32 protein-coding genes and 3 tRNA genes are annotated in these 26264 nt (G+C 57.6%); all 35 read right to left on the bottom strand.

Going from position 1 to position 26264, the window contains the following annotated elements:
* Window positions 1–2: 2 nt before the first annotated feature.
* The 35 genes from rpmD to ACWF8S_RS00785 all read right to left on the bottom strand — a co-directional run bounded on the left by rpmD (window position 3) and on the right by ACWF8S_RS00785 (window position 26210).
* Window positions 3–185, bottom strand: coding sequence for a 50S ribosomal protein L30 (rpmD, locus tag ACWF8S_RS00955; protein WP_447554953.1), 183 nt, complete (start codon window positions 183–185; stop codon window positions 3–5).
* Window positions 186–191: 6 nt separating this feature from the next.
* Window positions 192–695 (bottom strand): 30S ribosomal protein S5, encoded by a 504-nt coding sequence (rpsE, locus tag ACWF8S_RS00950; RefSeq protein ID WP_447554952.1) that lies wholly within the window; start codon window positions 693–695, stop codon window positions 192–194.
* A gap of 12 nt (window positions 696–707) precedes the next feature.
* The gene (rplR, locus tag ACWF8S_RS00945) at window positions 708–1058 is read right to left on the bottom strand and encodes a 50S ribosomal protein L18 (protein ID WP_008959159.1); all 351 of its coding nucleotides are present in this window, start codon (window positions 1056–1058) and stop codon (window positions 708–710) included.
* A 9-nt stretch (window positions 1059–1067) separates the two neighbouring features.
* Entirely contained in the window at window positions 1068–1598 is a 531-nt protein-coding gene (gene rplF / locus ACWF8S_RS00940) for a 50S ribosomal protein L6 (protein WP_447554951.1), read from the bottom strand.
* Window positions 1599–1607: 9 nt separating this feature from the next.
* Window positions 1608–2000 carry a 30S ribosomal protein S8 gene (rpsH, locus tag ACWF8S_RS00935; protein ID WP_447554950.1) on the bottom strand — a complete coding sequence of 131 codons (393 nt, stop codon included), beginning with the start codon at window positions 1998–2000 and terminating at the stop codon, window positions 1608–1610.
* A gap of 32 nt (window positions 2001–2032) precedes the next feature.
* Window positions 2033–2338, bottom strand: a complete 306-nt coding sequence (rpsN, locus tag ACWF8S_RS00930) for a 30S ribosomal protein S14 (protein ID WP_447554949.1) — start codon at window positions 2336–2338, stop codon at window positions 2033–2035.
* A gap of 10 nt (window positions 2339–2348) precedes the next feature.
* Window positions 2349–2888: a 50S ribosomal protein L5 gene (gene rplE, locus ACWF8S_RS00925; RefSeq protein WP_447554948.1), complete on the bottom strand. Its 540-nt coding sequence runs from the start codon at window positions 2886–2888 to the stop codon at window positions 2349–2351.
* 18 nt (window positions 2889–2906) lie between these two features.
* The gene (gene rplX / locus ACWF8S_RS00920) at window positions 2907–3221 is read right to left on the bottom strand and encodes a 50S ribosomal protein L24 (RefSeq protein ID WP_228575006.1); all 315 of its coding nucleotides are present in this window, start codon (window positions 3219–3221) and stop codon (window positions 2907–2909) included.
* 14 nt (window positions 3222–3235) lie between these two features.
* Window positions 3236–3607 (bottom strand): 50S ribosomal protein L14, encoded by a 372-nt coding sequence (rplN, locus tag ACWF8S_RS00915; RefSeq protein ID WP_252105868.1) that lies wholly within the window; start codon window positions 3605–3607, stop codon window positions 3236–3238.
* A gap of 49 nt (window positions 3608–3656) precedes the next feature.
* Entirely contained in the window at window positions 3657–3917 is a 261-nt protein-coding gene (rpsQ, locus tag ACWF8S_RS00910; protein WP_027337515.1) for a 30S ribosomal protein S17, read from the bottom strand.
* 1 nt (window position 3918) lies between these two features.
* A complete protein-coding gene (gene rpmC / locus ACWF8S_RS00905; protein ID WP_447554947.1) occupies window positions 3919–4110 on the bottom strand; it encodes a 50S ribosomal protein L29 in 192 nt (63 codons plus the stop codon).
* Window positions 4110–4523 carry a 50S ribosomal protein L16 gene (gene rplP / locus ACWF8S_RS00900; RefSeq protein ID WP_227389089.1) on the bottom strand — a complete coding sequence of 138 codons (414 nt, stop codon included), beginning with the start codon at window positions 4521–4523 and terminating at the stop codon, window positions 4110–4112. The genes rpmC and rplP overlap by 1 nt, the downstream gene beginning before the upstream one ends.
* Window positions 4524–4538: 15 nt before the next feature.
* The gene (rpsC, locus tag ACWF8S_RS00895; RefSeq protein ID WP_447554946.1) at window positions 4539–5243 is read right to left on the bottom strand and encodes a 30S ribosomal protein S3; all 705 of its coding nucleotides are present in this window, start codon (window positions 5241–5243) and stop codon (window positions 4539–4541) included.
* Between the two features lie 11 nt (window positions 5244–5254).
* On the bottom strand, window positions 5255–5587 hold the full coding sequence (gene rplV / locus ACWF8S_RS00890; protein ID WP_018917732.1) for a 50S ribosomal protein L22: 333 nt from the start codon (window positions 5585–5587) through the stop codon (window positions 5255–5257).
* Between the two features lie 18 nt (window positions 5588–5605).
* Entirely contained in the window at window positions 5606–5881 is a 276-nt protein-coding gene (rpsS, locus tag ACWF8S_RS00885) for a 30S ribosomal protein S19 (protein WP_009098993.1), read from the bottom strand.
* 33 nt (window positions 5882–5914) lie between these two features.
* A complete protein-coding gene (gene rplB / locus ACWF8S_RS00880) occupies window positions 5915–6745 on the bottom strand; it encodes a 50S ribosomal protein L2 (RefSeq protein ID WP_447554945.1) in 831 nt (276 codons plus the stop codon).
* Window positions 6746–6762: 17 nt separating this feature from the next.
* Entirely contained in the window at window positions 6763–7059 is a 297-nt protein-coding gene (rplW, locus tag ACWF8S_RS00875; RefSeq protein ID WP_447554944.1) for a 50S ribosomal protein L23, read from the bottom strand.
* Window positions 7056–7661 carry a 50S ribosomal protein L4 gene (rplD, locus tag ACWF8S_RS00870; protein WP_447554943.1) on the bottom strand — a complete coding sequence of 202 codons (606 nt, stop codon included), beginning with the start codon at window positions 7659–7661 and terminating at the stop codon, window positions 7056–7058. The genes rplW and rplD overlap by 4 nt, the downstream gene beginning before the upstream one ends.
* Window positions 7662–7676: 15 nt before the next feature.
* Window positions 7677–8315 (bottom strand): 50S ribosomal protein L3, encoded by a 639-nt coding sequence (rplC, locus tag ACWF8S_RS00865; RefSeq protein WP_447554942.1) that lies wholly within the window; start codon window positions 8313–8315, stop codon window positions 7677–7679.
* A gap of 148 nt (window positions 8316–8463) precedes the next feature.
* Complete coding sequence (gene rpsJ, locus ACWF8S_RS00860; protein ID WP_009098983.1) at window positions 8464–8775, bottom strand: 30S ribosomal protein S10; 312 nt, start codon at window positions 8773–8775, stop codon at window positions 8464–8466.
* A gap of 158 nt (window positions 8776–8933) precedes the next feature.
* Window positions 8934–10127 (bottom strand): elongation factor Tu, encoded by a 1194-nt coding sequence (tuf, locus tag ACWF8S_RS00855; protein ID WP_447554941.1) that lies wholly within the window; start codon window positions 10125–10127, stop codon window positions 8934–8936.
* Window positions 10128–10156: 29 nt separating this feature from the next.
* The gene (fusA, locus tag ACWF8S_RS00850) at window positions 10157–12280 is read right to left on the bottom strand and encodes an elongation factor G (RefSeq protein ID WP_447554940.1); all 2124 of its coding nucleotides are present in this window, start codon (window positions 12278–12280) and stop codon (window positions 10157–10159) included.
* 248 nt (window positions 12281–12528) lie between these two features.
* Complete coding sequence (gene rpsG / locus ACWF8S_RS00845; protein ID WP_447554939.1) at window positions 12529–12999, bottom strand: 30S ribosomal protein S7; 471 nt, start codon at window positions 12997–12999, stop codon at window positions 12529–12531.
* A gap of 110 nt (window positions 13000–13109) precedes the next feature.
* Window positions 13110–13484 carry a 30S ribosomal protein S12 gene (rpsL, locus tag ACWF8S_RS00840; RefSeq protein WP_252105856.1) on the bottom strand — a complete coding sequence of 125 codons (375 nt, stop codon included), beginning with the start codon at window positions 13482–13484 and terminating at the stop codon, window positions 13110–13112.
* Window positions 13485–13664: 180 nt separating this feature from the next.
* Window positions 13665–17879, bottom strand: coding sequence for a DNA-directed RNA polymerase subunit beta' (rpoC, locus tag ACWF8S_RS00835; RefSeq protein WP_447554938.1), 4215 nt, complete (start codon window positions 17877–17879; stop codon window positions 13665–13667).
* A gap of 10 nt (window positions 17880–17889) precedes the next feature.
* Window positions 17890–21966 (bottom strand): DNA-directed RNA polymerase subunit beta, encoded by a 4077-nt coding sequence (gene rpoB / locus ACWF8S_RS00830; RefSeq protein WP_447554937.1) that lies wholly within the window; start codon window positions 21964–21966, stop codon window positions 17890–17892.
* A gap of 328 nt (window positions 21967–22294) precedes the next feature.
* A complete protein-coding gene (rplL, locus tag ACWF8S_RS00825; protein WP_289113076.1) occupies window positions 22295–22666 on the bottom strand; it encodes a 50S ribosomal protein L7/L12 in 372 nt (123 codons plus the stop codon).
* A 103-nt stretch (window positions 22667–22769) separates the two neighbouring features.
* Window positions 22770–23276: a 50S ribosomal protein L10 gene (gene rplJ / locus ACWF8S_RS00820; protein ID WP_447554936.1), complete on the bottom strand. Its 507-nt coding sequence runs from the start codon at window positions 23274–23276 to the stop codon at window positions 22770–22772.
* Between the two features lie 295 nt (window positions 23277–23571).
* Window positions 23572–24264: a 50S ribosomal protein L1 gene (gene rplA / locus ACWF8S_RS00815; RefSeq protein ID WP_447554935.1), complete on the bottom strand. Its 693-nt coding sequence runs from the start codon at window positions 24262–24264 to the stop codon at window positions 23572–23574.
* Window positions 24265–24266: 2 nt separating this feature from the next.
* Window positions 24267–24698 (bottom strand): 50S ribosomal protein L11, encoded by a 432-nt coding sequence (gene rplK, locus ACWF8S_RS00810; protein WP_227389102.1) that lies wholly within the window; start codon window positions 24696–24698, stop codon window positions 24267–24269.
* Window positions 24699–24815: 117 nt separating this feature from the next.
* The gene (gene nusG, locus ACWF8S_RS00805) at window positions 24816–25349 is read right to left on the bottom strand and encodes a transcription termination/antitermination protein NusG (protein ID WP_394577596.1); all 534 of its coding nucleotides are present in this window, start codon (window positions 25347–25349) and stop codon (window positions 24816–24818) included.
* A gap of 8 nt (window positions 25350–25357) precedes the next feature.
* Window positions 25358–25741 carry a preprotein translocase subunit SecE gene (secE, locus tag ACWF8S_RS00800; protein ID WP_447554934.1) on the bottom strand — a complete coding sequence of 128 codons (384 nt, stop codon included), beginning with the start codon at window positions 25739–25741 and terminating at the stop codon, window positions 25358–25360.
* A gap of 75 nt (window positions 25742–25816) precedes the next feature.
* A tRNA-Trp gene (locus ACWF8S_RS00795) sits at window positions 25817–25892 on the bottom strand.
* A gap of 148 nt (window positions 25893–26040) precedes the next feature.
* A tRNA-Thr gene (locus tag ACWF8S_RS00790) sits at window positions 26041–26115 on the bottom strand.
* 21 nt (window positions 26116–26136) lie between these two features.
* Window positions 26137–26210 (bottom strand) — tRNA-Gly (locus tag ACWF8S_RS00785).
* Between the last annotated feature and the right edge of the window lie 54 nt (window positions 26211–26264).

The following is a 26264-nucleotide window of genomic DNA, read 5'->3' as shown; positions in this document are numbered from 1 at the left end:
GATTACTCTCCCTCAACGCGCACAAGGTAAGTTACCTTGTGGATCATGCCGCGTACGGCAGGGGTGTCTTCCAGTTCAACCGTATGACCGATGCGACGCAGGCCCAGACCGTTCATGGTGGCCTTGTGCTTAGGCAAAACGCCGATGGTGCTGCGGACCTGGGTAACCTTGATCAAAGCTGCCATGGTGTCTTACCCCGTAATCGCTTCGACAGACAGACCGCGCTTGGCGGCCACGTCGTCCGGTGATTGCATGGCAGAGAGACCTTTGACGGTCGCTCGTACCACGTTAACCGGGTTTGTGGAACCGTAGCACTTGGCCAGTACATCGTGGACACCGGCAAGCTCCAGTACAGAGCGCATGGCGCCACCGGCGATGATACCGGTACCTTCGGACGCTGGCTGCATGTACACCTTGGAAGCGCCGTGACGCGCTTTTACCGGGTACTGCAGCGTGCTGCCAGAAAGGTTTACCTTGACCATGTTGCGACGCGCTTGATCCATCGCTTTCTGGATCGCGACCGGCACTTCACGCGCCTTGCCACGACCAAAACCGACGCGACCTTTACCATCACCAACGACGGTCAGTGCGGTGAAGCCGAAAATACGACCACCCTTGACCACCTTGGCGACGCGGTTGACCTGCACGAGTTTCTCTTGCAGATCACCACCGCTTTGCTGTTCGTTCTTCGCCATCGTAAAAACCCTTTAGAATTCCAGGCCGCCTTCACGAGCGGCGTCGGCCAGAGCCTTGACGCGACCGTGATACTTAAAGCCAGCACGATCGAAGGCCACCTGGGTGATGCCTGCTTCTTTAGCGCGTTCGGCAATCAAGGCGCCCACCTTGGAGGCGGCGTCTGAGTTACCGGTCGCACCCTCGCGCAGTGCCTTGTCCAGCGTAGATGCGCTGGCCAACACCTTGCCACCATCCGGCGAGATAATCTGCGCATAGATGTGACGCGGGGTACGGTTGACGCACAGGCGATACACGCCCAGCTCGCGGATCTTGGCGCGAGCGCGGCGGGCACGACGGAGACGAGATTCTTTCTTCGCGTTCATAACCCTGCCTTACTTCTTCTTGGCTTCTTTGCGACGCACCTGCTCGTCGGCGTACCGAACACCCTTGCCTTTGTACGGCTCAGGCGGACGGAAGGCGCGGATTTCCGCGGCGCACTGGCCGAGCTGCTGCTTGTCCGCGCTTTTCAGCACGATCGTGGTGTTCTTCGGCGTTTCCGCTGTAACACCTGCAGGCAGTTCGTAGTCGACCGGGTGCGAGAAGCCCAGTGAAAGATTGAGCGTCTGGCCCTTAGCTTGGGCACGATAACCGACGCCAACAATTTCGAGAGTTCGTGTGAAACCCTCGGATACGCCCGTCACCAGGTTCTGAACCAAGGCGCGGGTCGTACCGGCCATTGCCCAGCTCTTGGCATTTTCACTCGGGGCGAAGGTCAGCTGGCCATCTTCCTGACCAATCACCACGTCCTGGTGAATGGGCATTGACAGCGTGCCTTGGCCGCCTTTGGCGGTCAGCTGGTCGTCGTTGATTTTGATGTCAACGCCGGCAGGCACTTTAACCGGATATTTCGCTATGCGGGACATTCCAGCCTCCTAGAATACGGTGCAGATGACTTCGCCACCGACGCCAGCCTGGCGCGCGGCACGATCGGTCATGACACCATTGGAGGTGGTGACAATCGCGATACCCAGACCATCGGCGACCTTGGGCAGATTGCTCTTGCCCTTGTACTGACGCAAAGACGGCTTGGAGACCCGCTGAATATGCTCAATAACCGGCTGACCCTCAAAGTACTTGAGCGTCACGGTGAGCTCGGGCTTCACGCCTTCTGCTACCGTAAAGTCGGTAATATAGCCTTCTTCCTTTAGCACGCGGGCCACTTCCACTTTCAACTTGGAGGACGGCATGGTAGCCGTCTCCTTGGTGGCCATCTGCGCATTGCGGATACGGGTGAACATATCCGCTAGAGTATCTTGCATGCTCATTTAATGTGCGCTCCTGATGAATCTACGTGGCGTTACCAGCTGGACTTTTTAAGGCCAGGGACGTCGCCACGCATGGCGGCTTCACGCAGCTTGTTACGGCCAAGGCCGAACTTGTTGTAAAAACCGTGCGGACGACCGGTAATACGGCAGCGGTTACGCTGACGCACCGGGCTTGAGTCGCGCGGCAGTTGCTGCAGCTTCAGCGTCGCCTCGAAGCGCTCTTCCTCGGACGAGTTCACGTCCGAGATGATCTTCTTGAGCTCTGCGCGCCTGGCCGCGTACTTCTCGACCAGCTCTGCACGCTTTTGCTCGCGTTCTACCATACTTTTCTTAGCCATGATCCCACCCTTATTTCTTGAACGGGAAGTTCAGTGCCGTTAACAGCGCACGACCTTCCTCGTCGGTGTTGGCGGTAGTGGTGATGGTGACGTCCAACCCGCGGATACGATCGATCTTATCATACTCGATCTCCGGGAAGATGATCTGCTCACGCACACCCATGGAGTAGTTGCCACGACCGTCGAAGGACTTCGGGTTGAGACCACGGAAGTCACGCACGCGAGGAATCGCGATGTTCACCAGACGGTCCAGGAAGTCCCACATACGCTCGGCGCGCAGCGTTACCTTGATACCGATTGGCCAGCCTTCGCGCACCTTGAAGCCCGCGATGGACTTGCGTGCCTTGGTCACCAGCGGCTTTTGACCGGAGAGCTTCTCCAGGTCACCGACGGCATTGTCGATCAGCTTTTTATCGCTGACCGCTTCGCCGATACCCATGTTGAGCGTCACTTTCGTGATGCGGGGTACCTGCATTACGTTGGCGTAGCTGAACTGCTCTTTGAGCTGAGCCACCACCTCGTTTTGATAACGTTCTTTCAAGTTCGCCATTGTGCTACCCGACTCGCGTTAGGCGTCGATCTGCGTCTGCGTCGACTTGTAGATACGTACCTTGGTACCGTCTTCCTTAACTTGGAAGCCGACGCGATCCGCCTTACCGGTCTCCGAATTGAAGATGGCTACGTTGGACGCGTGAATCGAAGCCTCACGCTCGACGATACCGCCCTGATTTCCCGCCATGGGGTTGGGCTTGGTGTGACGCTTGATCATGTTCACACCGGACACCACGAAGCGGTTTTCAAGTACCCGCTTGACGGTGCCGCGCTTGCCCTTGTCCTTTCCGGCGATGACGATGACTTCATCGTCACGTTTGATCTTTTGCATATTCGCCTCGCTCCTTACAGCACTTCAGGCGCTAAGGAAATGATCTTCATGAACCGCTCGTTACGCAGCTCACGAGTGACCGGACCGAAAATACGGGTGCCGATCGGCTGTTCGTTGGTGTTGTTCAACAAAACCGCCGCATTTCCATCGAAACGAATAAGCGACCCGTCGTTACGACGGACACCGCTACGGGTACGAACGACCACCGCTTTCAGGACCTGGCCTTTCTTGACCTTGCCCCGCGGAATGGCTTCCTTCACCGTTACCTTGATGACATCACCCACGCGAGCGTAGCGACGGTGAGAACCGCCTAGCACCTTGATGCATTGCACCCGGCGCGCTCCGCTGTTGTCGGCGACGTCCAGCATTGTCTGAGTCTGAATCATCGGTTTTCTCCAAACCTAATCTGACTGCACTGGTTGAAAGACCTGGGGATCAACCCTTGGCCTGCTCGACCACCTCGACCAGCGTCCAGGCTTTCTTCTTGGAAAGCGGACGGCACTCCTGAATGGAAACCGTATCGCCTGCCTTTGCCTGGTTCGCCTCATCATGGGCGTGCAGCTTGGTGGAGCGCTTGACGTATTTTCCGTAGATCGGGTGACGCTCACGGCGCTCGATCATGACGACGATGGACTTCTCCATCTTGTCGCTCACCACCTTTCCGGTGAGCGTACGGGCTTTTTTCTCTTCGGCCATCTCAATCACCTGCCTTCTCGTTGAGCAAAGTCTTCACACGGGCAATATCCCGACGGACCTGCTTGAGCAGATGAGTCTGGCTCAGTTGGCCAGTGGCCTTCTGCATGCGCAGGTTGAACTGCTCGCGGAGGAGTTCGAGGAGCTGCTCTTGGAGATCTCCTGCGGACTTTTCACGAATTTCTTGAGCTTTCATCACATCACCGTCCGTTTTGCAAAGGTGGTGGACAAGGGCATCTTCTGTGCCGCCAGCTCAAATGCTTCGCGGGCAAGCTCTTCGGATACGCCTTCAATTTCGTACAGGACCCGACCCGGCTGGATCTGGGCTACCCAGTACTCAACAGACCCTTTACCTTTACCCATACGAACTTCGAGTGGCTTCTTGGAGATCGGCTTGTCAGGGAATACGCGGATCCAGATTTTACCGCCACGCTTGACGTGACGTGTGATCGCACGACGGCCGGCTTCGATCTGGCGCGCAGTGATGCGGCCGCGACCGGTAGCTTTCAGGCCATACTCCCCGAAGCTGATCTTGCTTCCGCGATGCGCCAAGCCACGGTTGCGGCCTTTTTGCATCTTGCGGAATTTCATACGCTTGGGCTGTAACATCGACTCGCTCTCCCCTTACCTGGAACCTTTCTTCTTGGGCGCGTTGCCGGAAGGCTGTTGCTGCTTAGCCTTGGCACGTACTTCCTCGATACCGCCGAGGATTTCGCCCTTGAAGATCCACACTTTGACGCCGATAACGCCGTAGGTGGTGTGAGCCTCGAAGGTGGCATAGTCGATATCAGCACGCAGTGTATGCAGCGGAACGCGACCTTCGCGATACCATTCGGTACGTGCGATTTCTGCACCACCCAGACGACCTGACAGCTGAATCTTGATGCCGCCAGCCCCAAGACGCATTGCGTTCTGTACCGCGCGCTTCATGGCACGACGGAACATGACGCGACGCTCAAGCTGACCGGCAACGTTAGCCGCGACCAGCTTGGCATCCAGCTCCGGCTTGCGAACTTCTTCGATGTTCACATGCACGGGGACGCCCATCATTTCGGTGAGATCGCGACGCAGACGGTCGACATCTTCACCTTTTTTACCAATCACGATACCCGGACGGGCAGTGTGAATGGTGATGCGGGCGTTGTTCGCCGGACGCTCGATGTGAATGCGGCTTACGGAAGCGTTTTTAAGACGCTCTTCCAGGAAGCTGCGCACTTCGAGATCGTTATTGAGCTTATCGGCATAGGCGCCGCGCTCGGCATACCAGACAGAAGCATGGTCTTTGACGATGCCCAGTCGAATGCCTGTTGGATTGACTTTCTGACCCATCTGGTCGACTCCTACTTCTCGGCTACCTTGACGGTGATGTGGCAGGTGCGCTTCAAGATACGATCCGCACGGCCTTTGGCGCGCGGCTTGATACGCTTGAGCGTCATGCCCTCATCGACGCAGATGGTCGAGACACGCAGCTCGTCGATGTCCATGCCGTTATTTTCTTCCGCATTCGCGATGGCGGACTGAAGCACTTTCTTGACTAGCTTGGCAGCCTTCTTCGGGGAGAAGGTCAGCAGGTCAATAGCTTCGGCGACCGGTTTACCGCGCACCTGGTCAGCCACCAAACGGGCCTTCTGGGCGGATAAACGAGCGCCACGCAGCTTAGCTGTGACTTCCATCTCTCAATCCTCTCTGGCTTACCGTTTGGCTTTCTTGTCCGCCGCATGCCCGCGATATGTGCGAGTAGCAGCGAATTCGCCCAGTTTATGACCCACCATTTCCTCGGAGACGTGCACCGGGACATGCTGGCGTCCGTTATGGACTGCGATGGTCAGACCTACCATGTTGGGCAGGATCATCGAACGACGCGACCAGGTCTTGATCGGTTTGCGGTCGTTCTTCTCCACTGCAGCCTCTACCTTCTTCAAAAGATGAAGGTCAATGAAGGGACCTTTCTTTAGTGAACGTGGCACAGCCGTTACCTCTTAATGTCTTGGCAATTTCGATCAACGCGTCTTGTTACGACGACGTACGATCAGCTTGTCGGTGCGCTTGTTCTTACGCGTCTTGTGACCCTTAGTCGGCATGCCCCACGGGGATACCGGGTGACGACCACCACTGGTGCGGCCTTCACCACCACCGTGCGGGTGATCCACCGGGTTCATCGCGACACCACGAACAGTCGGGCGCACGCCTCTCCAGCGCTTCGCACCGGCCTTGCCAAGTTGACGCAGGCTGTGCTCGGAGTTGCTCACTTCGCCCAGGGTCGCGCGGCACTCGGCCAGGATCTTGCGCATCTCGCCGGAGCGAAGACGCAAGGTGGCGTAGTTGCCTTCACGAGCGACCAGCTGGGCGCTAGTACCGGCACTGCGAGCAATCTGCGCACCCTTACCCGGCTTCAGTTCGATTGCATGAATCGTCGAACCAAGCGGAATGTTGCGCAGCGGCAAGGCATTGCCTTTCTTGATGGGCGCGTTGACACCAGATTCCAGCACGTCACCCGCGCTGACACCTTTCGGTGCAATGATGTAACGACGCTCGCCATCGGCATACTTCAGCAGTGCAATGTGCGCACTGCGGTTCGGGTCGTGTTCCAGACGCTCGACGGAGGCCGGAATGCCATCCTTGGTGCGCTTGAAATCGATCAACCGATAGTGTTGACGGTGACCACCGCCCACGTGGCGGGTGGTGATGCGACCGTAGTTGTTACGGCCACCGGACTTGGACTGTTTTTCCAGAAGCGGTGCGTATGCACGGCCCTTGTACAGCCCCTCACCAACGATCTTGACGACGTGGCGACGACCGGCGGATGTGGGTTTGGTCTTGACGATTGCCATTATCCGTACTCCTGCCCTTATTCGGCGCCAGAGAAGTCTTCGAGCGTTTCACCCGCAGCCAGGGTCACATACGCTTTGCGGTAACCCTTACGCAGGCCAACGCCATGAGCAGTACGCTTGGTTTTACCCTTGACGTTCAGAACCTGAACGTTGCCGACCTTCTTGCCGAACAGTGCTTCAACGGCTTTCTTGATCTCGGGCTTGGTGGCATCACTTGCCACCTTGAAAACGTACTGGTTGCGCTCGGCGGCCATCGCGGCCTTTTCGGTCACGTGCGGTCCAAGCAGAACCTTGAATACGCGTTCCTGGTTCATGCCAGCTTCTCCTCGAATTTACGCAGGGCGGAGACGGTGACCAGGACCTTGTCAAAGGCGACCAGGCTCACCGGATCAGCTGCCGCGACATCCACCACGTTGACGTGGGGAAGGTTGCGTGCGGCCAGATAGAGCGTCTCATCAATTTCTTCAGTGATGATCAACACTTTCTCAAGGTTGAGCTCTTTTAGCTTGGCAGCGACCTGCTTGGTCTTCGGCGCGTCAACGCTGAACTCTTCAACCGCAACCAGACGTTCCTGGCGTACCAGTTCAGACAGGATGGAGCGCATCGCCGCACGGTACATCTTGCGGTTAACCTTCTGGGAGTGATCCTGCGGACGAGCCGCGAAGGTTACGCCGCCGCTGCGCCATAGAGGCGAGCGGATGGTGCCGGCACGTGCGCGACCGGTACCCTTCTGACGCCACGGCTTCTTACCACCACCACGTACGTCGGAACGGTTCTTTTGAGCGCGAGTTCCCTGACGGGCGCCTGCCAAATAGGCAGTGACCACCTGGTGAACCAGCGCTTCGTTGAATTCTTTGCCAAAAGTGGCGTCGGCTACTTCAACGGTACCCGTGCCTGCAGCAAGATTCAGATTCATTGGTAATTATCCCCTTCAGCCAGCTTTCACGGCGCTGCGAACGATAACGTCGCTACCGGTTGCACCCGGAACAGCACCTTTGATCAGCAGCAGGTTACGCTCGGCATCGACACGGACGATCTCAAGGCTTTGCACGGTGCAGCGGACGTTGCCCATCTGACCGGCCATCTTCTTGCCTTTGAATACACGACCTGGAGTCTGACACATGCCGATAGAACCCGGCGCACGATGCGACAGGGAGTTACCATGGCTGTTATCTTGGGTACGGAAGTTCCAGCGCTTAACAGCACCCTGGAAGCCTTTACCCTTTGAGGTGCCGGTCACGTCGATCATCTGACCAGCTTCGAAGAGGGATACGGTGAGTTCGCCACCCACTTCCGGAGCTTCCTCGCCTTCTGCAAGGCGGAATTCCATCAGTGAACGACCAGCCTCGACACCCGCCTTGGCAAACTGACCCGCTTGCGCTTTGGTGAGGTGCTTGGCCTTGCGAGAGCCTGTGGTGACCTGAACCGCCGCGTAGCCGTCAGACTCGACCGTCTTGACGCGCGTGATGCGGTTAGGATCCACTTCAATAACGGTTACGGGCACAGACGCGCCGTCTTCGGTAAAGACACGGGTCATCCCGGCCTTTTTACCGACTAAACCGATAGTCATACTCAGTCTCCTATAGTGTACGGGGCTATCACCCGCTATGGCTGCCCTTTCCAGAGCATTCCACTAGCACATTGTGTGGCGTCTCACGACGCGGCGGCTGCTGATCAATAAAAGTTAATGAACGCTGGGCCGCAAGTGTCTAGTGTGATTAGTCGAGCTTGATTTGCACGTCCACGCCAGCGGCAAGGTCGAGTTTCATCAGCGCATCAACAGTTTTCTCGGTCGGCTCAACGATGTCGAGCACGCGCTTGTGCGTACGAATCTCATACTGATCACGCGCATCCTTGTTGACGTGCGGTGAAATCAGAATGGTATAGCGCTCGCGGTTGGTCGGCAGCGGGATCGGCCCACGAACCTGAGCACCAGTACGCTTAGCGGTTTCAACAATCTCCGCTGTAGACTGATCGATCAGGCGATGGTCGAACGCTTTCAACCGAATGCGAATCTTTTGGTTCTGCATTTGCCCTAAACTCCAATGGATGTCGACGGCGCGAGCCGTCTACCCACGCATTCAAAGGATGCGCATTATATGCACCTCAAAAGCACGTGTCAAACATTTGCTCTTGATGCGCAGAAAAGGGGGCTCCTGAGAGCCCCCTTCATCATTCAGCAACAACCTTACTGAACGATCTTGGCTACGACGCCAGCACCCACGGTACGGCCGCCTTCGCGAATCGCGAAACGCAGGCCTTCGTCCATGGCGATCGGCGCGATCAGGGTAACAACCATCTTGATGTTGTCGCCCGGCATAACCATTTCAACGCCTTCCGGCAGTTCACAGGTACCGGTTACGTCGGTGGTACGGAAGTAGAACTGCGGACGGTAGCCCTTGAAGAACGGCGTGTGACGACCACCTTCTTCCTTGGACAGTACGTACACTTCTGCTTCGAAGGTAGTGTGCGGGTTGATGGTGCCCGGCTTGGCCAGAACCTGACCACGCTCGACGTCATCACGCTTGGTACCACGCAGCAGGGCGCCAACGTTCTCGCCTGCACGACCTTCGTCGAGCAGTTTACGGAACATTTCGACACCGGTAACGATGGTCTTGGTGGTGTCCTTGATGCCTACGATTTCAACTTCTTCGCCGGCCTTGACGATACCGCGCTCTACACGGCCGGTAACAACGGTACCACGACCAGAGATAGAGAATACGTCTTCGATCGGCATCAGGAACGGCTGGTCGATGGCACGCTCAGGCTCGGGAATGTACTCATCCAGGGCCTTGATCAGGCTGGCGACCGCAGTGGTACCCATGCCGTTCTCGTCTTCACCGTTGAGTGCCATCAGGGCAGAACCGGTGATGATCGGCGTGTCGTCGCCCGGGAAGTCGTACTCGTCGAGAAGTTCACGAACTTCCATTTCGACGAGCTCGAGCAGCTCTTCGTCATCAACCATGTCTGCCTTGTTCAGGAACACGACGATGAACGGAACGCCTACCTGGCGAGACAGCAGGATGTGCTCGCGAGTCTGCGGCATCGGGCCGTCGGCGGCAGAACATACCAGGATCGCGCCATCCATCTGGGCGGCACCGGTGATCATGTTCTTGACGTAGTCGGCGTGTCCCGGGCAGTCAACGTGCGCGTAGTGACGCTGCTCAGACTGATACTCAACGTGCGAAGTCGCGATGGTGATACCACGCTCACGCTCTTCAGGAGCGTTATCGATGGTATCAAACTCACGCCAGTCGCCGCCGAATACTTCAGCAGAAACGCGGGTCAGGGCCGCAGTCAGAGTCGTTTTACCGTGGTCGACGTGACCGATGGTGCCGACGTTGATATGCGGTTTGGAACGTTCGAATTTTTCCTTAGCCACTGCTATAACCTCTTTACGTTAGCTAACGGTTAACCGTTTTGGTTGATGACGGCTTCAACGACGCTGGAGGGCGCCTCATCGTACTTCGCGAACTCCATGGAGTAGCTCGCACGGCCCTGGGTCTGTGAGCGCAGATCGGTTGCGTAACCGAACATCTCACCCAGTGGCACCGTTGCACGAATGACTTTACCAGAAGAAGAGTCATCCATGCCCTGCACCAGACCGCGACGACGGCTCAGGTCACCCATGACGTCACCCATAAATTCCTCGGGAGTCACGATTTCGACCTTCATCACCGGCTCCAGCAGCACGGCCTTGGCCTTCCTGGCACCTTCCTTCACTGCCATAGAAGAAGCAATCTTGAACGCAGTCTCGTTAGAGTCCACGTCGTGGAAGGAGCCGTCGAACAGCGTCACTTTAACGTCGATCATCGGGTAGCCCGCGATGACACCGTTTTTAAGCTGCTCGTAAGCACCTTTCTCAACCGCAGGGACGTATTCCTTGGGAACCGTACCACCTACGATCTCAGAGTTGAACTTGAAGAAGATTTCGTCTTCGCCTTCACCCTTGTCTGCAGCCGTCAGCGGCTCGATACGCAGCCATACGTGACCGTACTGACCACGACCGCCGGACTGACGTACAAACTTGCCTTCCTGCTCGACGTTGCCACGAATGGTTTCGCGGTACGCCACCTGCGGCTTACCGATGTTGGCTTCTACCTTGAACTCGCGACGCATGCGGTCAACGATGATGTCCAGGTGCAGCTCGCCCATACCGGAAATGATGGTCTGGCCGGTCTCTTCATCGGTCTTGACCTGGAAAGAAGGATCTTCCTGAGCCAGCTTGCCCAGTGCAACACCCATCTTTTCCTGATCAGCCTTGGACTTCGGCTCAACGGCAACCGAGATTACCGGATCCGGAAACTCCATGCGCTCGAGAACGATCTTGTTATCGATATCGCATAGGGTGTCACCGGTGGTGACGTCCTTCAGGCCGATACACGCCGCGATATCTCCGGCGAGTACTTCCTTGATCTCTTCACGTGAGTTGGCATGCATCTGAACGATACGGCCAACGCGCTCCTTCTTCTGCTTGACGGAGTTGTATACGCCGTCACCAGATTTCAGAACGCCCGAGTAGACACGGATAAAGGTCAGCGTACCTACGAAGGGGTCGGTGGCAATCTTGAACGCCAACGCCGCAAACGGCTGGTTATCGTCCGCTTCACGCGTGGCGATAGTGCCGTCCTTGTCGTCCAGCTCACCCTCGATCGCCTTGACTTCGGTCGGCGACGGCATGTACTCGATAACGCCATCCAGCACCGCCTGAACACCCTTGTTCTTGAATGCAGAACCACAGGTAACCAGAACGATATCGTTGGCAAGAGTACGTGCACGAAGACCGGCCTTGATCTCTTCGATCGATAGCTCACCGCCTTCCAGGTACTTGTCCATCAGCTCTTCAGAGCCTTCGGCAGCCGCTTCGACCATCTGCTCGCGATAGTTCTCGGCCGTCTCTTGCAGCTCAGCCGGAATATCGATCAGCTCGTAATTCATGCCCAGGCTTTCCTCGTCCCACAGGATAGCCTTCATCTGAATCAGGTCGATCACGCCCTTGAAGTCTTCTTCCGTACCCCAGTTGATCTGGATCGGCACGGCATTCGCACCCAGACGCTCTTTCAACTGGTCGACAACCATGAAGAAATCAGCGCCGGTACGGTCCATCTTGTTGACGAAGACCATACGCGGTACTTCGTACTTGTTGGCCTGACGCCATACGGTTTCGGTCTGCGGCTGAACGCCGGAGGAACCGCACAGTACAACGACCGCGCCATCGAGTACACGCAGTGAACGCTCAACTTCGATGGTGAAGTCAACGTGCCCAGGAGTATCGATGATGTTGATGCGGTGTTCGTCGAACTGCTTGTCCATGCCCTGCCAGAAACAGGTCGTTGCAGCCGAGGTGATAGTGATACCACGCTCCTGCTCCTGCTCCATCCAGTCCATGGTCGCCGCACCGTCATGCACTTCGCCTACCTTGTGGGAAAGGCCGGTGTAGAACAGTACACGCTCGGTCGTCGTGGTTTTACCCGCGTCGACGTGCGCTACGATACCAATATTGCGATAACGCTTAAGTGGTGTCTTGCGTGCCACGGTGAAACTCCCGTTAGTTGGCGATGCTCGTCAATTTAGCAAGCGGTGAAAGTGAGCCTTACGCCACCGCCGCCATCACGACATGATAGCGGCGGGGTGTTGCAACAAAGCGACTCGACTTACCACTTTCAACGACGCCATGCTGAAACAACGTGCATATATAAACGCGAACCTTGCAGACGCTGCGTTCACAAACGTCATGCCTGGAAGCGTCGCACTTAGAAACGTCGCCCTTAAAAACGCCGTCCTTAGAAACGATAGTGCGAGAAAGCCTTGTTGGCTTCGGCCATACGATGCACGTCTTCGCGCTTCTTGACGGCAGAACCCTTGCCTTCAGCGGCATCCAGCATTTCACCTGCCAGTCGCTGTACCATCGTTTTTTCACCGCGACGACGCGCAGCGTCCACCAGCCAACGCATGGCCAGTGCCTGACGACGCGAGGGGCGAACTTCAACCGGCACCTGATAGGTCGCACCGCCTACGCGGCGCGATTTGACTTCGACCATCGGCTGGATGGTTTCCAGCGCCTTGTCGAAAATCTCCAGCGGCTCTTCTTTACTACGCTCGGCAACCTTGTCCAACGCACCATAGACGATACGCTCAGCTACGGACTTCTTGCCGCTGACCATCAGGTGGTTCATGAACTTCGCCAGCCGATCACTTCCGAACTTGGGATCCGGCAGGATTTCGCGCTTGGCTACAACTCTTCTTCTAGGCATGATAAGCCCTCAATTAAGGATCCTTCAGGTAAACCCGGGACTGACCAGCACCTGCTGTTATCGCCCGACCTTACTCTTATCAGACCAACATATTCGTATTAAAAGATGCGTTAGGACTTCGGCTTCTTGGTACCGTACTTGGAACGGCCCTGACGGCGGTTCTGTACGCCAGAAGTATCAAGGGCGCCACGAACGGTGTGATAACGCACACCCGGCAAATCCTTTACACGACCGCCGCGAATCAGAACAACAGAGTGTTCCTGCAGGTTGTGACCTTCACCACCGATGTAGGAAGAGACTTCAAACCCGTTGGTCAGGCGCACACGGCAAACCTTACGCAGGGCCGAGTTCGGCTTCTTGGGGGTGGTGGTGTAAACGCGGGTACATACGCCGCGCTTTTGCGGACAAGCCTGAAGCGCGGGCACGTCACTCTTGGTGACGGGGCGCTTGCGCGGCTTGCGCACTAGCTGATTAATCGTTGCCATGGTGTTTAGCTGACTCCAATGGTTGCCTTGGCCTTTTTTCGTGGTCGCGGGCGCACCCACCCCACTGTTAAAGGCTGCGCATTCTAAAGGCTGACCCTGGGCGGCGTCAAGTCTTGCCGGCGGTTTAACCGACAAGACCACAACGCCTACAGGGTCAGATACTGTGTTTACTACTTGTTTCTAGAGCTCGTCGTCAGTGTCAAGAGCTGTCAACTGCGCTCCTAGCTCCTGCTCCACCTCGGTTGCCGAGGGGCTGAACAGGCGCTCGACGTCTTCGCGCTTGCGACGACGCTCGGCGTGGTGAGTCAGACCGGTACCTGCCGGGATCAGACGTCCTACCACCACGTTTTCCTTCAGGCCGCGCAGGTAGTCGCGCTTGCCGGTAACGGCCGCTTCGGTCAGTACGCGGGTAGTCTCCTGGAAGGAGGCCGCAGAGATGAACGACTCGGTCGCGAGGCTCGCCTTGGTGATGCCCAGCAGCAGACGCTGATACTTGGCCGGGAACTTGTCTTCCTTTTCCAGACGCTCGTTCTGCTCGAGCACACGAACAAGCTCGGCCTGATCACCGGTGATGAAGTCGGAATCACCCGAATCGGTGATCTCGACCTTGCGCAGCATCTGACGCACGATCACTTCGATGTGCTTATCGTTGATGCCCACGCCCTGCAGGCGGTATACGTCCTGCACTTCGGCGGTGATGTACTTGGCAAGCTCCGCCACGCCGAGAAGGCGCAGGATGTCGTGAGGGTTGCTCGGGCCATCGGAGATGACCTCGCCCTTCTCGACGGTCTCGCCTTCGAACACGGCGATCTGACGCCATTTCGGAATCAGCGCTTCGAACGCATCACCGGACTCCGGAGTAATCGTCAGACGACGCTTGCCCTTGGTCTCTTTACCGAAGCTCACCACACCGCTGATTTCGGCGAGAATCGCCGATTCTTTCGGCTTGCGCGCTTCGAACAGGTCGGCAACGCGGGGCAGACCACCGGTGATGTCCTTGTTGCCCGACGCTTCGACCGGAATACGGGCAACCACTTCACCGACACCAATGCTTGCACCGTCATCGACGGAAATGATCGAGTTACCCGGCAGCAGGTACTGCACCGGCGTATTGGAGCCGGAAACCGACACGTACTCGCCGGCCGCATCTTGCAACATGACCATCGGACGCTTGTCGCGACCGGCCATCGGACGTGCCGCGGACTCGATGACCTCGATAGACGAAAGACCGGTCATCTCGTCGACGGAGCGGTGCATGGTGACACCTTCGTCGAGATCGATGAACTGCGCCTTACCCTCGACTTCGGCCACGATCGGATGAGTGTGCGGATCCCACTTGGCCACAGTGGCACCTGCATCCACCACGTCGCCGTCGCGCACGGAAAGCTCGGCCCCGTAAGGTAGCTTGTAGTACTCGCGCTCACGGCCGTGATCGTCGGCAACGGCCAGGGCGCTTGAGCGCGACACCACGACCAGCTTGCCGTCGGCACGCTCGACGTGCTTCATGTTGTGCAGGCGAACTTTACCGCCATGCTTGACCTGAACGCTGTCCACCGCCGACGAACGCGAGGCCGCGCCACCGATGTGGAAGGTACGCATGGTCAGCTGGGTACCCGGCTCACCGATGGACTGTGCGGCAATGACGCCCACGGATTCCCCGATGTTGACCTGATGACCGCGGGCCAGATCGCGTCCGTAGCAGGACGAACATACGCCGTGCGGCGTATCACAGGTAATGGTCGAGCGTACGATGATCTCGTCCACACCCATCGTGTCGAGCGCGGCACACCACTTCTCGTCGAGCAGAGTGTTCCGCGGAATCAGCACTTCCTCGGTGCTCGGATCGATGACGTCTTGCGCCACGACACGGCCGAGCACACGCTGGGAAAGCGGTACGATGATGTCGCCACCCTCGATGATCGGGTGCAGCGTCAGACCGTTCTCGGTGCCACAGTCGGTCTCGGTGATGACCAGATCCTGGGCCACGTCCACCAGACGGCGGGTCAGGTAACCGGAGTTGGCCGTTTTCAGGGCCGTATCCGCCAGACCCTTACGCGCGCCATGGGTCGAGATGAAGTACTGAAGTACGTTCAGACCTTCACGGAAGTTGGCGACGATCGGCGTTTCGATGATCGAGCCATCCGGCTTGGCCATCAGACCCCGCATACCGGCGAGCTGACGAATCTGAGCCGCACTACCCCGGGCACCGGAGTCGGCCATGATGAAGACGCTGTTGAACGAGTCCTGCTCGACTTCGTTGCCATCACGGTCGATCACGGTCTCTTTCGAGATACCCGTCATCATCGCCTTGGCCACCTTATCGTTGGCCTTGGACCAGATATCGATGACCTTGTTGTACTTCTCGCCCGCGGTCACAAGACCCGAGGAGAACTGGTCTTCGATCTCTTTGACTTCGGCTTCCGCCGCGTCGACGATCTCGGTCTTGGCATCCGGAATGACGAAGTCGTTGACGCCGATGGACGCACCGGACCAGGTCGCCAGACGGAAACCGGTATACATCAGTTGGTCAGCGAAGATGACCGTGGGCTTGAGCCCGGAGCGGCGGTACACCTCGTTGATCAGACCGGAAATGGCCTTTTTCTTCATCGGCTTGTCGATGAGTTCAAACGGCACACCTTCCGGCAGAATGCGATACAGAAGCGCCCGGCCGACGGTGGTGTCATAGATGGAGCGCTTGTCGCTGCGCTCGCCGGTCTCTTCGTCGATCACGACCTCATCGAGGCGAACCTTGACTCGGGCGTGCAGCGATACGGTTTGCGTACCGAAGGCGCGCTCGACCTCGTTGAGGCCGGAGAACACCATGCCTTCGCCTTTCGCGTTCACCTTCTCGCGGGTCATGTAGTAAAGACCCAGCACCACGTCCTGAGACGGCACGATGATCGGCTCGCCGTTGGCCGGCGACAGCACGTTGTTGGTGGCCATCATCAGCGCACGGGCTTCGAGCTGGGCTTCCAGGGTCAGCGGTACGTGTACCGCCATCTGGTCACCGTCGAAGTCGGCGTTGTAGGCGGCACACACCAGCGGGTGCAGCTGAATCGCCTTGCCTTCGATCAGAAGCGGCTCGAACGCCTGGATACCCAGACGGTGAAGCGTCGGTGCGCGGTTCAAGAGTACCGGGTGTTCGCGGATGACGTCAGCGAGGATGTCCCACACTTCCGGCAGCTCGCGCTCGACCATCTTCTTCGCCGCCTTGATCGTGGAGGCGTGCCCCAGCGATTGCAGCTTGGAATAGATGAACGGCTTGAACAGTTCCAGCGCCATTTTCTTCGGCAGGCCACACTGGTGCAGGCGCAGCGTCGGGCCCACGGTGATGACCGAACGGCCCGAGTAGTCGACACGCTTGCCCAGCAGGTTCTGACGAAAACGTCCCTGCTTACCCTTGATCATGTCGGCCAGGGATTTCAGCGGACGCTTGTTGGAGCCCGTGATTGCCCGGCCACGACGGCCGTTGTCCAGCAGCGCGTCGACCGCTTCCTGAAGCATACGCTTCTCGTTGCGCACGATGATGTCCGGCGCGTTCAGATCGAGCAGACGCTTCAGGCGGTTGTTACGGTTGATCACACGACGATAAAGGTCGTTGAGATCCGAGGTCGCGAAGCGGCCGCCGTCCAGCGGTACCAGTGGACGCAGATCCGGCGGTAGAACGGGCAGCACTTCCATGACCATCCACGCCGGCGCATTGCCGGAGTGGTAGAACGCTTCCAGCAGTTTCAAACGCTTGGAAAGCTTCTTGATCTTGGTTTCAGAGTTGGTCTGCGGAATCTCTTCGCGCAGCGTGTTGATCTCTTCTTCCAGATCGATGTCCTTGAGCAGTTCCTGCACCGCTTCGGCGCCCATACGGGCATCGAAGTCGTCGCCGAACTCTTCGAGCGCCTCGAAGTACTGCTCGTCGTTCAAGAGCTGACCACGCTCGAGGGTGGTCATGCCCGGATCGATCACGACAAAGGATTCGAAATAGAGCACGCGCTCGATGTCACGCAGGGTCATGTCCAGGAACATGCCGATGCGCGAGGGCAGCGATTTCAGAAACCAGATGTGCGCAACTGGGGATGCCAGCTCGATGTGGCCCATGCGCTCACGGCGCACGGCAGCCTTGGTGACTTCGACGCCACATTTTTCACAAATGATGCCGCGGTGCTTCATGCGCTTGTACTTGCCGCACAGACACTCGTAGTCCTTTACCGGGCCGAAGATCTTGGCACAGAACAGACCGTCGCGTTCCGGCTTGAAGGTCCGGTAGTTGATGGTCTCAGGCTTTTTCACCTCGCCAAACGACCAGGAGCGAATCATGTCCGGCGACGCAAGCGTTATCTTGATCGCGTCGAACTCTTCGGACTGAGACTGCGATTTGAGTACTTTCACCAAATCTTTCATTGGACAGCTCCTAGCTCTCTAACTCGATATCGATGCCCAGCGAGCGGATTTCCTTCACGAGTACGTTGAAGGACTCCGGCATGCCTGCCTGCATGGTGTGGTCGCCATCCACGATGTTCTTGTACATCTTGGTGCGGCCTTCGACGTCATCCGACTTGACGGTGAGCATCTCTTGTAGCGTGTAAGCAGCGCCGTAAGCTTCCAGCGCCCACACTTCCATTTCACCAAAGCGCTGACCACCGAACTGTGCCTTACCACCCAGGGGCTGCTGGGTGACCAGCGAGTAAGACCCGGTAGAGCGCGCGTGCATCTTGTCGTCAACCAGGTGGTTGAGCTTCAGCATGTACATGTAACCCACGGTGACCGGGCGATCGAAGGTGTCGCCAGTACGGCCGTCGTACAGCGTCATCTGACCGGACTCGGGAATATCCGCAAGCTTGAGCAGATGCTTGATTTCATGCTCCTTGGCACCGTCAAACACCGGCGTTGCCATGGGGACACCGCCCTTGAGGTTCTTCGCCAGGGCAATGACTTCGTCATCAGAGAGCGAATCGATGTCCTCGACGCGAGTACCCGGGGTGTTGTACACCTGACCCAGGAAGTCGCGAATCTCGGCAACCTGCTGACCACGTGCGTCGCGCAGCATGGCGTCGATCTTGACCCCCAGGCCACGCGCCGCCATACCCAGGTGGGTTTCCAGAATCTGGCCCACGTTCATGCGTGACGGTACACCGAGGGGGTTGAGAACCACGTCGACCGGCTCGCCCTTCTCGTCAAACGGCATGTCCTCGATCGGCATGATCGCGGAGATGACACCCTTGTTACCGTGGCGACCGGCCATCTTGTCGCCGGGCTGGATGCGACGCTTGACCGCCATGTAGACCTTGACGATCTTCAGTACGCCCGGTGCCAGATCATCGCCCTGGGTGAGCTTGCGCTTCTTGTCTTCGAAACGCTCGTCCATCTCCTTGCGACGGTTCTCGAGCTGCTCGTCGGCCTGGGCCAGCAGTTCGTTGAACGATTCGTCCTGCATGCGCAGCTTGAACCATTGCTGACGCGGCAGCTCGTCGAGATACGCCTGATCGAGCACGTCGCCTTTTTTCAGATTCGGGCCACCGTTGACGGCCTGGCCATTCAACGTGCGCTTGAGGCGCTCGAAGGTCGCGTCTTCGGCGATACGGTAGGTTTCCTGAAGATCCTTGCGCACTTCATCGAGCTGCATCTGCTCGATGGAAAGCGCACGGGAATCCTTCTCGACGCCGTCGCGAGTGAAGACCTGGACATCGATGACCGTACCTTTCATGCCGGTAGGGGCACGCAAGGACGTATCTTTAACATCGGATGCTTTCTCACCGAAGATCGCACGTAGCAGCTTTTCTTCCGGCGTCAGCTGGGTTTCGCCCTTGGGCGTTACCTTACCGACCAGAATGTCACCCGGGCCCACTTCGGCACCGATATAGACCACGCCCGCTTCATCCAGCTTGCCCAATGCCGACTCACCAACGTTGGGAATGTCCGAGGTGATCTCTTCCGGCCCAAGCTTGGTGTCGCGGGATACACAGGTCAGTTCCTGAATATGGATCGTGGTGAAACGGTCTTCCTGAACCACCCGCTCGGAAAGCAGGATGGAGTCCTCGAAGTTGTAACCGTTCCAGGGCATGAACGCGATACGCATGTTCTGACCGAGTGCCAGATCACCCATGTCGACGGACGGGCCGTCGGCGAGGATATCACCGCGCGCTACATTGTCACCCGGGCGCACGATGGGGCGCTGGTTCATGCAGGTGTTCTGGTTCGAACGGGTGTACTTGGTCAGGTTGTAGATATCAACGCCGGCTTCACCGCCGATGATTTCCTCTTCATTGACCCGCACGACCACACGACGCGCATCGACGGAATCGATCACGCCGCCACGCCGCGCCACTGCACAGACGCCGGAATCACGCGCCACGAAGCGCTCCATGCCGGTACCCACGAGCGGCTTGTCGGCACGCAGGGTGGGGACGGCCTGACGCTGCATGTTCGCACCCATCAAGGCGCGGTTGGCGTCATCGTGCTCAAGGAACGGGATCAGGGCCGCAGCCACCGATACAACCTGACGCGGTGAAACGTCCATCAGCGTCACTTGCTCAGGACGCATGAAGGTGGTCTCACCACGGTGACGTACCTGCACCAGGTCGTCAGAAAGCTTGTTCGACTCATCCACCGCGGCAGACGCCTGAGCGATAACGAAATCGCCCTCTTCGATCGCGGAAAGGTGAACGATATCGTCCGTTACCTGACCCGCATTCACCTTGCGGTACGGTGTTTCAAGGAAGCCGTAGCTGTTGGTGTGGCTGTAGGTGGCCAGCGAGTTGATCAGACCGATGTTCGGGCCTTCCGGCGTCTCGATCGGGCACAGACGGCCGTAGTGCGTGGCGTGTACGTCGCGCACCTCGAAGCCCGCGCGCTCACGGGTCAGACCACCCGGGCCGAGTGCAGACACACGACGCTTGTGGGTAACTTCCGAAAGCGGGTTGTTCTGGTCCATGAACTGGGACAGCTGGCTGGAACCGAAGAACTCCTTCACCGCCGCCGCCACCGGCTTGGCGTTGATCAAGTCCTGAGGCATCAGGCCTTCGCTTTCCGCCATGGAAAGACGCTCTTTCACCGCGCGTTCGACGCGTACCAGGCCCACGCGGAACTGGTTTTCGGCCATCTCGCCCACGCAGCGGATACGACGGTTACCCAGGTGATCGATATCATCGACATCGCCGAAACCGTTACGAATATTGATCAGCTCGCGCAGCACATCCAGGATGTCCTTGCGATCCAGCACGCCGGAGCCGGTGTCGGCTTCGCGACGCAGACGGCGATTGAACTTCATGCGGCCCACACCGGAAAGATCGTAACGGTCTTCGGTGAAGAACAGGTTGTGGAACAGCGTTTCCGCCGCTTCCTTGGTGGGCGGCTCGCCGGGGCGCATCATGCGATAGATTTCAACGAGCGCCTCGAGCTGCGAACCGGTGGTATCGAGCTTCAGGGTATCGGAAATGAACGAACCGCAATCCAGGTCGTTGGTGTAAAGCGTTTCGACACGCGTGATGCCGCCCTGGGCCATGCGCTCCAGAACTTCCGGGGTAATCTCGGTGTTGCATGCAACGATCAGCTCGCCGGTCTTGGTATCGATCTGATCCTTGGCCAGCGTCTTGCCGTAGAGATACTCCATCGGCACTTCCAGACGCTCGAGACCGGCTTTCTCGAGCTGGCGAATATGCTTCTGGGTAATCCGACGGCCCTCTTCGACGATCAGCTCGCCGTTGCCATCCTTGATATCGAAGGTGGCGGTGTCACCGCGCAGGCGCGACGGCACAAGCTCCACAGAGAAACCGGATTTCTCGATGTGGAACTTGCTGGTCTCGAAGAACTCGTCGAGGATCTCTTCAGTGCTCATGCCGAGCGCACGCATCAGTACCGAGGCCGGCAGCTTCCGACGACGGTCGATACGGACAAACACGTTGTCCTTGGGGTCGAACTCGAAGTCGAGCCAGGAGCCACGGTAAGGAATCACGCGAGCAGAGTAGAGCAGCTTGCCTGACGAGTGACTCTTGCCTTTATCGTGATCGAAGAACACACCGGGCGAGCGGTGGAGCTGGGAGACGATTACCCGCTCGGTACCGTTGATGACGAAGGTACCGTTCTCGGTCATCAGGGGGATTTCCCCCATGTAGACTTCTTGCTCTTTGATATCTTTGATGGCTTTATTGGAAGAGTCGCGATCGTAGATGATCAAGCGAACCTTCACGCGCAGCGGCGCCGAGTAGGTGACGCCGCGCAGCTGGCATTCCTTTACATCGAACGCCGGCGTGCCAAAGCGGTAGCTGACATACTCGAGTGCGGCGTTGCCAGAAAAGCTCTCGATTGGAAATACGGACTTAAACGCCGCATGCAGACCGACCTCGTGACGCTCGTCAGGCGAACGGTCCTGCTGGAGAAAGTCGTAGTAGGAATCAAGCTGGATCGCCAGCAAGTAAGGCACATCCATCACTTGGGGCAGTTTGCCGAAATCCTTGCGGATGCGTTTTTTCTCAGTATATGAGTAAGCCATCTGTATTCCCCAGCTTGTTCACCATGGGTGGCCGATGCGTGGTCATCTGCCCCGCGGGCGTTTCAGACGCAGACAGCAAGCTCCAAAATCGGTAGCTCGCCGTCAAAAATCTTGATAGATAACAGTGTTATCAGGTACTCATTAAGGTATAAAACCTTGAATGGCGATACCAAACACCGGTCTTACTGTGTCACTGCCTTCAGGCAGCTCTTCTGCATAACATGACAACGCGTTTGATGCCAGTTACAACAGAAAAAGGCCGGCAGCGGGACTTGCCCGCCGCCAGCCGAGGAAGCTTACGCCGCGCGTAAAGCCACCGGCACAAGAATTACTTGAGCTCGACGGTTGCGCCCGCTTCTTCCAGCTTCTTCTTCGCAGCTTCTGCGTCGTCCTTGGACATGGCTTCCTTGATGGTCGCCGGCGCGCCGTCAACGGCACCCTTGGCTTCTTTCAGGCCAAGACCGGTGATTTCACGAACAGCCTTGATGACGTTAACTTTCTTGTCACCCGCAGAGGCCAGAACCAGGTCGAATTCGGTCTGCTCTTCAGCAGCCGCTTCGCCGCCAGCAGCCGGGCCAGCCATGACGGCTGCGGCAGCTGAAACGCCGAATTTCTCTTCCATCGCTTCGATCAGCTCGACAACTTCCATTACGGACATGTCGGCTACTGCATTGATGATATCGTCTTTGGACAGTGCCATTGTTTCATTCCTAACTTTGCGGGAGTCTGGAGACTCAGGATTCATTGCTCGGTTCAGGCAGCGTCGCGACTGAATCGTTCACGCCGCCTGCAAGAAACGCAGCTTAAGCCGCTTCTGCTTCCTGCTTCTGGTCGCGCAGGGCGGCCAGGGTACGAACCAGCTTGCCAGCGGAGGCTTCTTTCATGACCGACATCAACTTGGCAATTGCCTCGTCGTGAGTCGGCAGGGTTGCCAGACGATCGATGTCAGCAGCCGGAATCAGCTCACCTTCGTAGGCCAACGCCTTGACTTCGAAGTTCTGCTCGGTTTTCGCGAACTCTTTGAACAAGCGAGCGGCAGCGCCCGGATGATCGGTAGAGAAAGCCAACAGAGTCGGACCAACAAAGCTCTCGGTCAGACACTCCCATTGAGTGCCCTCGAGGGCGCGGCGAGCCAGCGTGTTACGAACAACGCGCAGCTCTACACCATTCTCACGAGCCTGCTTGCGCAGATCGGTCATCTTGCCGACCGTTACACCGCGAGAATCGGCAACTACGACGGAGAGTGCGCCCTTGGCCGCTTCACTGACCTCGGCAACAATCGCTTTCTTGCCTTCAAGTGCTAGTGGCACAGTGATCACTCCTTCGTGCCGGGCCCGAAGGGCCCGGTGGTTACCATCTCTTTCAGGGACAGCTGCTCCCCGAAAGCCTTGGGGATGGTGCTCACCAGACAAGCAGTTTGCTAAAAAGCATCAACCAACTGGCGGCCACACCATCTGCGCAGGCGCTTGAAGCGATTAAGCCACGCGACCGAAGCAGCGCGGCACCTGCGGTCTTTGACGGCGCTCCACGCAAGCGTGGAGGACCGCAAAGTTCTTACCTTACTTCTTTCGGCGCAAGGCGCCGGACACCGATGACCCGCAGACGTTATACGTAGGCAGAATGATCGATGGTGAGACCCGGGCCCATGGTAGTGGACAGGGTCATTTTCTTGAAGTAGACACCCTTGGACGTGCTCGGCTTGAGACGCTTCAGGTCAGCAACCAGTGCTTCCAGGTTACCGGCAACCGCGGACGTTTCAAAATCGACCTTGCCCAGCGTGGTGTGGATAATACCGTTCTTGTCGGTACGAAAACGTACCTGGCCGGCCTTGGCGTTTTTCACAGCCGTGGCGACGTCAGGTGTTACGGTGCCGACTTTCGGGTTCGGCATCAGACCGCGCGGACCCAGGATCTGGCCCAGCTGACCGACAACACGCATCGCATCAGGTGAAGCGATGACGACGTCAAAGTCCATCACGCCCTTTTTGACCTGCTCGGCGAGATCGTCCATACCCACGATGTCCGCACCAGCTTCTTTAGCGGCATCGGCGTTGGCGCCCTGGGTGAAGACGGCAACGCGCACGTCTTTACCGGTACCGTTAGGCATGACGGTGGCACCACGGACAACCTGGTCGGATTTACGCGGGTCAACGCCAAGGTTGATCGCCACGTCAACGGACTCCTTGAACTTCACGGTGGACAGTTCGGATAAAAGCGCGACCGCTTCTTCCAGAGAGTACGCCTTGTTCGTGTCTACTTTCTCACGAATGTTCTTCGCGCGCTTGGACAGTTTAGCCATGATCAGAGACCCTCCACGTTTAGGCCCATGCTACGAGCGCTACCAGCGATCGTGCGTACCGCGGCGTCCAGATCAGCCGCCGTCATGTCCGGCTCTTTGGTCTTGGCGATCTCTTCAAGCTGCTCGCGGGTAACGGTGCCGACCTTCTTCTTGTTCGGCTCGCCAGAACCCGACTTGATACCGGCTGCCTTTTTCAGCAGTACGGCAGCAGGCGGCGTCTTGGTGACGAACGTGAAGCTACGGTCAGAGTAGACAGTGATCACGACAGGCGTGGGCAGGCCGGGCTCGATGTCCTGGGTTTCTGCGTTGAACGCCTTGCAGAATTCCATGATGTTCACGCCGTGCTGACCCAGCGCGGGGCCTACGGGCGGACTTGGATTGGCTTTACCTGCAGCAACCTGCAGTTTGATATAAGCCTGTACCTTCTTAGCCATGCTTATTACTCCAGTTGGGTGATAGCGCCTTTCGGCTCCCCGGTGTATGCAAGACGACCAAGGCCGCCTTGCCTGAAACTTGTCTTAACTTGAAACGCGACCTGTTCTACAAACAGCTTATTCTTTCTCGACCTGAGAGAACTCAAGCTCCACAGGCGTTGCGCGTCCGAAGATCAGCACGCTGACCTGCAGACGGCTCTTCTCGTAGTTCACTTCTTCAACCACACCGTTGAAGTCGGCGAACGGGCCATCGGTAACACGAACCGACTGACCAGGTTCGAACATGGTCTTGGGTCGCGGCTTGTCGGTGCCGTCTTTCACGCGATGAAGAATGGCGTCGGCTTCGCGGGTGGTGATCGGCGCGGGCTTCTCTTTGGTACCGCCGATAAACCCCATCACCCGAGGCGTCTCGTTCACCAGGTGCCAGGTTTCGTCGACCATTTCCATTTCGACCAGCACGTAGCCGGGATAGAACTTGCGCTCACTCTTGCGGCGTTTGCCGTCGCGCATTTCGACCACTTCTTCCGTTGGCACCAGAATTTCGCCGAAGCGGTCTTCCATGCCATACATTTTCACCCGCTCGATCAGCGAGCGCATCACGTGCTTTTCAAAGCCGGAATAGGCGTGGACGACGTACCAACGTTTGGACATGAAAACTCCTAACCAATGACGCCGGACATTGCCCAGCCAAGAAGAGTGTCAATCAACCAGAGCATCAGGCCCACCACCAGAACGGCTACCAGTACAATGGCAGTAGTCTGAATGGTTTCGGCCCGAGTCGGCCATACAACGCGCTGAATCTCTTTCTTAGCGCTTACCGCAAGCTCTACCAATGCGCGCCCCTTGGTGGTGGTCAACGCAATCAGGCCGGCCGCGGCACACAAAAGCACCACACCCAGCACGCGGTAGATCAAGCCGATATCGGCAAAATAGGTATTACCTACGACAGCAACGACAAGCAGCGCCACAACCGCCGCCCATTTGAGCCCGTCATGGCGTGACTGTTGCACCTCTGCGCCATGTTTTACGGAACTAGGCTTCATAAAAACGAGACTCCTCAGGGTGCAGCGAGCGACTTGGAATTCTGGATAAAAAAGACATACCAACCTGGGGAAGGTTGGCAGGCCAGGAGGGACTCGAACCCCCAACCTGCGGTTTTGGAGACCGCTGCTCTGCCAATTGAGCCACTGGCCTGTATCGTCGTGTGCGCAAAGACACCTACGCTACAGCGGGCGCCATGATAGCGAAAAACCAATCGCCTGACAACCCTTACACCTTGCCACCGCAAAAGGCGCGGCGACAAAGACAAAAAAAGCGAGCAATGCCCGCTTTCTTCCTGATATGGAGCTCATGGACGGAATTGAACCGTCGACCTCACCCTTACCAAGGGTGTGCTCTACCCCTGAGCTACATGAGCCAGACACAGCAAACACTTAACTGGAGCGGGTGGCGGGAATCGAACCCGCACCATCAGCTTGGAAGGCTGAGGTTCTACCATTGAACTACACCCGCTTGATCGTCAAGAGAATCAAAAACCGGCGAGAACAACCGTCAAACCCGCCTTGC

The sequence above is a fragment of the Vreelandella xerophytica genome (assembly GCF_968048975.1).
This window is presented reverse-complemented; position numbering and strand designations above follow the sequence as displayed.